General features: G+C 58.5%; 7 protein-coding genes. All 7 read left to right on the forward strand.

Annotation, left to right across the window (positions count from 1 at the left end; translation table 11 throughout):
- Window positions 1-470: 470 nt before the first annotated feature.
- On the forward strand, window positions 471-2,600 hold the full coding sequence (gene cas10, locus Q1A00_RS05285) for a type III-A CRISPR-associated protein Cas10/Csm1 (RefSeq protein WP_299755598.1): 2,130 nt from the start codon (window positions 471-473) through the stop codon (window positions 2,598-2,600).
- Window positions 2,601-2,633: 33 nt separating this feature from the next.
- Window positions 2,634-3,086 carry a type III-A CRISPR-associated protein Csm2 gene (csm2, locus tag Q1A00_RS05290; RefSeq protein WP_298406343.1) on the forward strand — a complete coding sequence of 151 codons (453 nt, stop codon included), beginning with the start codon at window positions 2,634-2,636 and terminating at the stop codon, window positions 3,084-3,086.
- A gap of 20 nt (window positions 3,087-3,106) precedes the next feature.
- The gene (gene csm3, locus Q1A00_RS05295) at window positions 3,107-3,922 is read left to right on the forward strand and encodes a type III-A CRISPR-associated RAMP protein Csm3 (RefSeq protein ID WP_298406345.1); all 816 of its coding nucleotides are present in this window, start codon (window positions 3,107-3,109) and stop codon (window positions 3,920-3,922) included.
- 189 nt (window positions 3,923-4,111) lie between these two features.
- Complete coding sequence (gene csm4 / locus Q1A00_RS05300) at window positions 4,112-5,212, forward strand: type III-A CRISPR-associated RAMP protein Csm4 (RefSeq protein ID WP_298406347.1); 1,101 nt, start codon at window positions 4,112-4,114, stop codon at window positions 5,210-5,212.
- A 44-nt stretch (window positions 5,213-5,256) separates the two neighbouring features.
- Entirely contained in the window at window positions 5,257-6,669 is a 1,413-nt protein-coding gene (gene csm5, locus Q1A00_RS05305) for a type III-A CRISPR-associated RAMP protein Csm5 (RefSeq protein WP_298489948.1), read from the forward strand.
- A gap of 165 nt (window positions 6,670-6,834) precedes the next feature.
- The gene (locus Q1A00_RS05310) at window positions 6,835-8,310 is read left to right on the forward strand and encodes a hypothetical protein (RefSeq protein ID WP_298482936.1); all 1,476 of its coding nucleotides are present in this window, start codon (window positions 6,835-6,837) and stop codon (window positions 8,308-8,310) included.
- The gene (locus Q1A00_RS05315; RefSeq protein ID WP_298482934.1) at window positions 8,307-9,731 is read left to right on the forward strand and encodes a hypothetical protein; all 1,425 of its coding nucleotides are present in this window, start codon (window positions 8,307-8,309) and stop codon (window positions 9,729-9,731) included. The genes Q1A00_RS05310 and Q1A00_RS05315 overlap by 4 nt, the downstream gene beginning before the upstream one ends.
- Window positions 9,732-9,991: the final 260 nt, after the last annotated feature.

Genomic DNA, 9,991 nt, shown 5'->3' on the forward strand with positions numbered 1-9,991 from the left:
CCCCACCCCCGGCCCTCCCCCACGCGGGTGGCGGGGAGGGGCGGAATAAGTGCCGCCCTACGGGGAGGGCGGGTGGTGTGGATAAGGTGGTGTTCCCCACCGCTGGCGTCGCCTCCAAATGGGGGAAAGAAGCGGGTTCGAAGCCTGCCCTACCACTGTTCACAGGCTCGTTCGGTGACCTGCGTAAATTGTCATCAAAAACCGACTCCTGATCCACATTTGTGAACGCCCTTTTTGCTATTATAGTACTTGTGATCGGTGCCGAGGGCGTTGGCGGAGTCTCGATTCGAGTTGAGTGGGTAACAGGGATGAAATTTCTTCGTTGTTAAAGTGATATTATTCTAATAGAATTTTCTTGCCTGAAAAGCAAGCGAGACGCCTAACTTGGTTTAAGCGAGTACGCAGTATGTTCATTGTACGCATCATCAGTTTCTTTGTCAGTTTCACTCAGTTGCCACGGAGCAGGACGTATGACTGTTTCTGATCCAACAACCGTTGCAGTGAATGTGTTGCGGGCATGGATACAGGCTGCTCTTCATGAGGCGCCACCGCTGGCATTTGCCGCAACGGCGTGGCAGGTCGTTGGTCAATCGCCGCAGGCGGGTTGGCCGGCAATACCTGACCGAATCGCTACCATCTTTACCCGGCTTGAGCAGGGCCAGCAACCGGCAGCGTGGCAAACGCCGGCGCCGTTGCACTGTCACGATGCAGTGCTCTTTCCTCAACCTACGCCGCAACCGCCGGATGATCGTCTGCGCCAAGCGTTGCGCACTGCTTTCCAGCAGGCGATCCAAGCGCCTGATCTGGCTACGCGGCTTGAATGGCTGCTTAATGCGTTGCAGCGCTACGCATGGGCATGGCCATCGCCGTTGGCAGCCGTGTCGCTCTACGACCTTGCCCGCTTGCACGCAGCGGTACAGGCGGCGCACGTCGCTGATCCGCACGGTCAGATCTGTCTTCTTGGCGGCGATGTGTCTGGATTGCAGGATTTTCTCTACAGCATTCCTGCCGAAGGTGCCGCGCGCCAGTTGCGTGGACGTTCGTTCTATTTGCAGTTGCTGACCGATGCTTGTGCGCAGTGGGTGCTACGTGAGAGTCAGATGCCGCTGTGCAATCTGCTTTATGCTGGCGGTGGCCGCTTTTATACTCTGTTGCCCGGCAAAGCCGCCGAGCAGATAGTGACTTGGCGACAGCAGCTTGCTCAAACCTTGCTGCGCTACCATCGCGGCGCGCTGTATATCGCGTTAGGGGCAACGACCCCGTTTGCCCCCGATCAGTACAGTGATCAGACGTGGCCGGCGTTATCAGCGGCGATTGACAGTGATAAACGGCGGCGGTTTGCAGCGTTGAATGAGGATGACTTTGCCCGTCTCTTCGCGCCACGTCCCCTCCGTCCGCCACGGAACGATAGCAATGACGCGCCCGATCCTTTGGGCGAGTCGTTGGCCGAGTTGGGGCGTCAGTTGACCCGTGCAGCGGTGCTGCTAGTCGATACTACTGCGTCGCCGACAGGTGGGGCGACGTGGCGGAGTGTGGTGAGCGAGTTGGGGATTAATTACGAGTTGGTTGGGCAGGTGCGGTTGCCGGTGCAGCGCCGCCGAGCATTGGCGCTCGATGATGAGGCAGCGGCAGCCGATACATCGCGGGCGTGGCTGCTTGGTCAGCGGTATCTTGTTACCGAGGCGTACCGTTTGCGCGAGCACGATATGTCGCGTTACCGTCAACTCGATCCGGTGCAAGCGGATGAGGTGCGTGTTGGTGATGTGGCGCCGTTTAACCTGCTTGCTGCCCTGAGCACCGGAGTACCTCGGATTGCAGTGTTGCGCATGGATGTTGATAACCTCGGTGATCTGTTTGGGCGTGGTTTGCACCGGCCTGCCGGTATTGCCGGTCTTGCCGTCACTGCGGCCCTGAGCAGTGCGCTCAGTCGCTTCTTCGAGGGTTGGGTCGGCGAACTGTGTCGCCGGTTTAATCAGCGTGGCAATGGTGGTATCTATGCGGTCTACAGTGGCGGCGACGATCTCTTTTTGGTCGGGTCGTGGTCACTCATTCCTGAATTGGCGCTGACGATCTATGACGATTTTGCGCGCTACACGAGCAATGCGGTGACGCTCTCGGCGGGAATTACCCTGCACCACGCTGGTTATCCACTGTATCAGGCGGCAGAAGATGCTGGCAATGCGCTCGATGCGGCAAAGGCGTATGAGCATGCCGATGGTCGGCGGAAAGACGCAATAACGTTTCTCGGTCAGACCCTAAGCTGGAGTGAGTTTCGGCAAGCGGTGCAGCTCAAGGACGAATTGCTCGATCTGATCAACCGTGGTGTGCCGCGTAGTGTGTTGATGGCGATCCAAACGATGGCAGTACGGGCACGACGCAGCTTCACCCGCACCGGCACCGAGCAGGTGATTGTGGGGCCGTGGATGTGGCAAGGTGCGTATCACCTGACTCGCCTTGCCGAGCGGTCGGGGAGTGTAAAATCGCAGATTGAGGCGCTGCGCGAGCGTTTGCTCAGCGCTGAGGCGGTGGCGCAGCGGGCGATCTTCCCAGCAGGGCTGGCGGCACGCTGGGCGCAGTTGGTGTTGCGTGGCGGTCGATAGAAGGCATGGATCGTGAAGAAAGGAGCTATGGCTATGGTGCGAACCCAGATGGGCGGTCAACCGGGTAAAGATTCGATCCAAGCGATTGCTGAAGAGCGTTTGCGGGCGATCATCGGCAACACTACGCCTGAGGCCATGCAAGCATTAGTGGCGGAAGCCAATCGGTTTGGCAGAGAGTTGAGCAGCAGTCTCACCACCTCGCAGATTCGCAACATCTTTGGCGAGGTGCGCTCTATCGAGCAAGAGGTGCCGGTTGGCGCCGAAAAGCTGCCGATAACCGTGCAACGCCGACTGCTGATGCTTAAGCCGAAGTTGGCGTATCAGGTGGGACGGTTCAGCAACAATAAGGCGCTCCGCGCTTTTGCCGACACGATCTCGAAGGCGATTGATCTGGTTGGTGACGATGCACGTCGTTTTCATACCTTCGTCGATCTGTTTGAGGCAATCTTGGCCTACCATCGCTACTACGGTGGCAAGACGAATTGAGCAGGGGAGGTTTTTCAGCGATGACAACCCACGCCGTGACTCTGCATGGTCGTATCTTTCTGCGCGCCGAGATTAAGCTGCTAACCGGTCTGCATATTGGTGGTGCTGCCGGCGGGCTTGAGATTGGTGGTCTTGATAAGCCGGTCATTCGCAATCCACGCACGAATCAGCCCTACATTCCCGGTTCGTCGTTGAAGGGTAAGCTGCGCTCGTTGATGGAGAAGGTCTACGGCGCACCGCAAACCTTCCGCGTGAATGATGGTGTGTACGTGCATGTGCCAACAACGCAAGACGAGTATCGGCGCTTTCGCCCGATTGCCGGCGTGTTCGGCACCTTGCCGAGCCACAAAGAGTGTACCGTTAGTGTCCCGACCCGCCTCGCGATCCGTGACGTGCCGTTGACCAAAGAGTCCGAGCAGGAGCTGCGCCAGTTGCGCACCGATCTGCCCTATACCGAGGTGAAGTGGGAAGCAGCAATTGACCGGGTGACCTCAGCGGCTGCACCGCGTCAGATTGAGCGAGTGCCGGCGGGAGCGGTCTTCGGCCCGGCTGAGGCCGTCTACAGTGTGTACGTTGGCAATGGCGAACAAGTGAACGAGGTGGTCGAGCTGTTTGGTGCATTGCTGGAAGCTTTTGCCTACCTTGAAGATGACTATCTCGGTGGGATGGGGTCACGCGGCAACGGGCAAGTGCAGTTGCAACAGGTGCAGATTGCGGCGCGCCGGCTTAGTCCCGGCGTCTCGAATGAGGTACAGCAAGTAGTAGCAGCGCCGACGTTGCGCGAGCTAGATCGTACACGGGTGATAGCTGAATTGCAACGGCTCTTTGCTGCCTGACCGCGTCTGCATGCGCTCATATCGAGGCGTGGTGCGTAAGCTGAGAGTTCCTCATCCCTTACGAACGTCGCTCGGCACAGCAGGCTAGCGGTGTGAAGAAGGAGGGTTATGACCTGTACCATCCCTTCTCATCGGGAGTCATCGCCGAGCGGGACGCTGAGATTGCGGGGAGACCTAGCGGAGCTTGATATGCCTACATTTACCGTTTACCAGCTCGTGCCGCACGCGCCTGCGGCTTCGCTTGTGTTTCATTTTGGTCGGCAAGGGATTGGGTTAGAAGAGACGAGTGAGACACTCGCTTCTGATTCACTCTTTGCTGCGCTCGTGGTACAGGCAGCCGTGAGCGAAAGAGAGACTGCTGCCGACGGTGGGCCGGCATGGGCAGCGCCGTTTGTAGAGGGGAATCCGCCGCTGCGCCATAGTTCGTTGCTACCGACCATTGGCGGCCTCCCGCTCTTGCCGCGACCACTGTTGCCGTTACGCCCCGCGACCGACGCTGAGGTAGTAGCGAAGCAACTGAAAAAGCTGCGCTACCTCTCGCCACAGCTCTTCACGGCAGTATGCCAAGGAAGCTCGTTGCCACTGCAGATTATTGCTCTCCAGCAAGGCAAAGTCTGGATCAGTGAAGCGGAAGCGCGGCAGTTGCCACCGCCATGGAAACCGGCGAATGGCGAGCCAGACGCTGCGTGGCGGGCACGGTTGCGCACTACGCCGCTCTGGCAGGTCGATGCGATCCCCCGCGTCACGCTTGACCGGCGCAGCGCCGCTTCTGCCTACTATGAAGTGGGGCGGGTACTCTTTGCGCCGGGGGCGGGATTGAGCATACTGGTTGCGTTTACCGACCCTACGGCGCAGACCCGTTTCGAGCGCTTACTGACATTGTTGGGCGAGAGTGGCCTCGGCGGCAAACGTACCAACGGCTACGGCGCGTTTGCGTGGCGACGCAGCGAATTGACCTTAGCACTACCCGGCCCGCACCGGCGCGCCGTGCTGCTTTCGCGCTACATCCCGACGAGGGAAGAATTGGCGCTGGTGCGTGATGAACGATCGACGTACCAATTCGTGGATGTGGGTGGGTGGCTGCTGGCAGCCGGTGGCGTCACTGCGCGGCGCAAACCGGTGATGATGATCGCCGAAGGTGCGGTGTTGGCAATGGTTGATCGGCTGCCAAGCGGGCGAGTGATCGATGTGCGGCCCGATGATACAGTGTTGCACCCGATCTACCGCAGCGGGTTGGCGCTGGCCGTGGGGGTGCCTGATGAGCAGACTGCGGCAGCGTCTGGCGGTTGATACCCCATCTGGTCGTGTGACGTTCACGTCGCGAAAGGAGTGTTATGCCCATCAATCACGTCTATCGGCTGCGCATCGAAACGATTAGCCCGCTGTGCGTGCTCAGCGGGAAGACACTGCTCAAAGAGATTGATTTCACCGTCATCAACAAAATGACCTACGTCATTGATAGTGACGCTGCGCTTGAGGTGGCGTTGCAGCGCTGGCTTGAGCGCCAACCCAGTCCCGAACAGCGCCAAGCCGAGCTGTCCGCGCGCGAAGAGAAGCTACAACAGCGGAAGCAACGCAACATCGCTGAGATTGCCCGCTTTGAGCAGTCGCCGCCGCGCGATCCGCGCAAGGCCGCAAAAGAAGAGCAGCGGCTGGCGACTGAAGCCGAGAAGATCAAAGAAGCCTTTGCCCGCCTACGCAAGGAACGTGAGGAACTCGCTGCGACTGGCGGTGTAGGGCCGGTCGTGCCACCTGAGCTGCTGCGTAACAGTGGCTTTAGCGATCTGCTCGAGAGCAAATTGCTGACGCCTGACGATCTGACTGTTGGTTCGCCAATTGTGCGCTACGCTTACGCTGGTCAGCCTGAAGTGAAATCTGAATACAGCGCAATTCTCGCCTGCGTGAAAAACCCTGCTGACCGCCTCTACCTGCCCGGTTCATCGCTCAAGGGGGCATTGCGCAGCGTACTGGCGTGGGCGCTGGCGTCCGAGCGGGCGACGAGACAGTTGCAAACGTACACCGATGAGCGTGACAACCGTCGCGTAGCTAGGCAGATTGAACAGGCCATCTTTTACGGGCGCAAGGTGCGTAATGACCAGCGAGTGAGCCACGACATGTTGCGTGATGTGCTGCGTACTGTTCATGTGAGCGACAGCCAACCGATCGCCCAGAGTCCGCTGCTCTTGCAAGTGCGCGTCTTTCCGCGCGGCTCACCGATTGCTGTCGAAGCTATTCCTGCTGGAGTTACTTTCACTGCCGTTTTGCAGATTGAGCAATATCCGTTTACCAACCGTGATGCACGTGCAATTATTGACTTTGGCGATTGGGCGCAACGGTTACAACCGGCGGCGTTAGCGGCAAGCGGACGACAACGAGCACAAGGGTTGATCGAAAGCGAACTGGCATTCTTCAAGCGACATACCGCTGCTGCCGAACTTGTTCGCTTTTACGACCGCATCGCTGATCGCTTGCGGCAACTCGAAGGCACAACAGCCTTTCTCGTTCCGCTCGGCTGGGGTGCCGGTTGGCGCTCGAAGACGCTCGATAATCGCTTACGCGGTGAGCAGCGCGAGGAAGCGTTTGTACAGGCGGTCAAACAATACAACATGAAACTCAACCGTCAGCGCTCAGAACGGTTTCAACCCGGCGATGCCTTTCCGGCGACGCGCAAAGTCATTATGCGTAATGGCCAACCGTGGCTGCCGTTGGGTTGGGTGTGCGTGACGATTGAGGAACGGAACGGTTGAGAAACGGTTCACGACGATCCATATCCATCCGTGGCCTATGCGACAAAAGAAGGTGGGCAACAGACCACGGATGGGCATAGGGTCGGGTGGGTGAACCAAGCCGGGCTAATCCGTCACGATCCGTGCGCACCCATGAGCCGTTTCGCTGTAAGGAGGCAACTGAGTATGACCATCCTCATCATGTGCAATGTTGGCAACAGCGATCTCATCGCCGACGGTCAGCGTCCGCAGCGTCCACGACCTGACGGAGAAGCGCTCTGGCGCACATTTGCCGATCATCAGTTCGACCTGCCGATCATCGCGCCGTGCTTGAATTACATTCGCCAACAGCATCCGCACGCATCGGCGCGTCTGATCTGCTTTTACACCGACCAGCCGGAAAATCAGATAACCACCCGACCTGATCGCTTCGGTGTTAGCTTGCGTGACAAAGATACGATCTGGTTCGCTCGGATCGCTGCACGGTGGGTGCAAACGCAGTACGCTGACTGGATAACCGAGGTGCATACCGAGCGGATTGAAAGTAGGCATGGGCCAGACCTCAATCCAAGTGTTTACGATGAGGTGTTTGAAGCCTATACCCACCTGCTGGCCCGTCTGGCTGATCCAACGGTTGAAGTATGCTACATTCTTACCGCCGGCGGTATTCCAGCCTGTAACTTTGCTCTGCAATTGCAAGCCATTATCGCCTATGCCGAGCGCTGCCGGTTCATCTACCCGCCTGAAGGCGGTCGCGTCACCGAGCTACGGATTGGCGAAAAGATGCTTGAATCCTTTCAGCGCATGAACGCGATAGCTGCACTTGAACAGTACAACTTCCCGGCAGCGTTGCTCGGTGCGCGGCGGGCTAAGGTAGCTGATTGGATCGTGGCACTGCTTGAGTATGCCGTCTACCGTGAGGCATTCGACTTCCAACGCGCCCAACAGGCCATCGAGCGGGCCGAACGGCACGCCAGCGGGTCGCAGCGCGCTTTCTGCGCCGAACTACGCGACAATCTGCGCCAGCTCAGTGAGTACAGTGATCCAGCAGCGTTGCTCTGCGAGGTTGCCTACAATGCCGAGATTGCCTACCGCAATGGCCGTTACGCCGATATGCTTGGCCGCATCTTTCGCTTCCAAGAAGGTGTGCTGCGCTTGGTCGTCGAGCGCTATCTCAGTTTGCCGACCGATTTCAGCAAAGAGGTGCGTGAGGCGAATTTGGCTCGCTATCTCGAACAGATTGATGCTCATCCTGATCTGCGCTCCCATCTTGAAGCGAAGACCATTGATGGCAAGCCGCTGCGCTATCGTGATGGCCCCAACCGACCGGTAATGCAAGCAATGCTCGAATTTGTCCGTGATGGCGGTAAGCGGGCTGATGGCACGCCATTTGCTACGAAAAAAGAGCGGGAACGGCTCGGTGCAGTTAAGGCGATGCTTGACCGGCTTGACAGGCTGGCTGAGCTGCGGAACCAGAGTGTGATCGCTCATGGCTTTGCCGGCGTATCGCGCGAGGCAATTGAGGCAATTTACAAAGACGATGCTGAGAAGATCATTACCGATTTGCACAACATTATGCGCCAGCTCGACATTGCTGACACTGAGTCGCCCTTCGACCGAATTGCCGAGCGGGTACGGAGCGAACTGCAACGCAGCCTATGAATGCACTCTTGATCTGTAACGTTGGTACTCGTGATGTCAGATGTGACGAGCTGCCCAAAACTGCGTCCCGTGAACGGCAGTGGGCGCAGACCGCGCTCGCGCAGTACGATGAACTGCGCACGAGCTTTACCCTGCCAATCATTGGTAAGGCACTAAGCTATCTGGCCGAACGAGGGGTTGTGCTCACCCAAGTGATCTTGATCGCTTCTGATCAGCCGGACACTGTCACGTTTCGAGATAGCGATACCGTATATTCGGCAGCGATTATTGCCCGGCTGCTCGCCGATGGATTGACACCCTACTCACCGCTTGCACCCGACCAAATTATCACGTGGATCATTCAAGACGAACAGGGCCGGGGAAGTGATCCATCAGACTATGACGGCACGTTGCGTTTTCTCGAACGCCAACTGCTGTCGTTGGCGCAGCGCTATCCTCGACACACCGCATTTCTCGAAGTGACCGGTGGTACACCGGCAATGACGACCGGCCTGCTCATTGCCGGTACTGAAGCTTTCGGTGGCCGCACCGAAGTGCTCTCGATCCCACCACAACCACATGCAGCGCCAGTCGCGCTCAATACCGGTCGTCGGCTGTTAGCGGCACCGTTGCGCGCTACGCTGCGTTCCAACGCTGACACTTACGCCTACGCTGCTGCGGCCAAAACCCTGCTCGAACAAGAAGCTATCATCACCGACCGACTTAATCCGGTAGCAGCCTCGTTGCTTGCCCCGCTACTCGCCTATGCCCATCATCGTTTCAACTTCGATTTTCTCAACGCTCGCCGCGCGTTGGAAAAAGTTCAGCGGGCTGGGCCATGGCAAGACGTGATCAACGAGCTACGTGCTCAAGTGACCCAAGTCGACCGTTCTATGCGTTTGGCCGAGGTCGTGCATGCTGCCGCCGCTCGCTATGAAATTGGATTGTACGCCGACTTTCTTACCCAAGTGGTACGTTTTGAAGAAAACCTACTGCGGTATCTGTGTCTCCAACACGGCGCTCGTTTTCGTAATCGGCGCGGTCTACCCGACGACGATGGGGTCTACCTTGCCCGTGAATGGCTCCAACGGCAGTCGTTCACGCTTTCCCGCGACCGCGACCTGAGCCGTGATTTGCATGCCGATCGGTCAGTGTTGCGCGAGCTGCTTGAAAAGCTCATAACCCCGCGGCATAACCTGCTAGTCTCAATTGCTAAGCTCGATAATCTCGTCAAGCGGCGCAACGAGCTGACCCACAGCCTCGAAGGCGTACAAAAAGCCGGTCTAGCCCGTGCGTTTGCTGGCGATGCAGCCCATCCATCGGCAGCCGATCAGATTGTGCCGCACTTGCGTCAGCTCTACGAACAGGCTTGCGGTAAGACATTGCCAGAGTCGCCGTACCGAAGGATAAATCGGTTATTGGCGAGTCTGTTGCAGCCGTAGCAGGGGCGGTGGTTACAAGCTCGCACTCCCATTCAGAGACACAGACGCACAGATACCGAGTAGCAAGCCGGGGATGAGGGAGCACCCCCTTGTGGGGGAGGGGCCGGGGGTGGGGGCAACAGGGGCAGGGCCGGGAGAGGGGGGAATGCGCCCCTTGCCCCCCTCACCCACGGGGGGATGGTCCCCTCACCCCCCTTGCCCCCCTCTCCCACAAGGGGAGAGGGGGGAATGCTCCCCTCCCCCCGTGTGGGGGCGGGGCC

This window comes from uncultured Chloroflexus sp. (assembly GCF_938091255.1).
Taxonomy (GTDB): domain Bacteria; phylum Chloroflexota; class Chloroflexia; order Chloroflexales; family Chloroflexaceae; genus Chloroflexus.

Bases quoted from the DNA above. Each gene is read 5' to 3' on its own strand.
- csm3 (WP_298406345.1), top strand. From the start codon at position 3,107: ATGACAACCCACGCCGTGACTCTGCATGGTCGTATCTTTCTGCGCGCC.
- csm5 (WP_298489948.1), top strand. From the start codon at position 5,257: ATGCCCATCAATCACGTCTATCGGCTGCGCATCGAAACGATTAGCCCG.
- Q1A00_RS05315 (WP_298482934.1), top strand. From the start codon at position 8,307: ATGAATGCACTCTTGATCTGTAACGTTGGTACTCGTGATGTCAGATGT.
- cas10 (WP_299755598.1), top strand. From the start codon at position 471: ATGACTGTTTCTGATCCAACAACCGTTGCAGTGAATGTGTTGCGGGCA.
- Q1A00_RS05310 (WP_298482936.1), top strand. From the start codon at position 6,835: ATGACCATCCTCATCATGTGCAATGTTGGCAACAGCGATCTCATCGCC.
- csm4 (WP_298406347.1), top strand. From the start codon at position 4,112: ATGCCTACATTTACCGTTTACCAGCTCGTGCCGCACGCGCCTGCGGCT.
- csm2 (WP_298406343.1), top strand. From the start codon at position 2,634: ATGGTGCGAACCCAGATGGGCGGTCAACCGGGTAAAGATTCGATCCAA.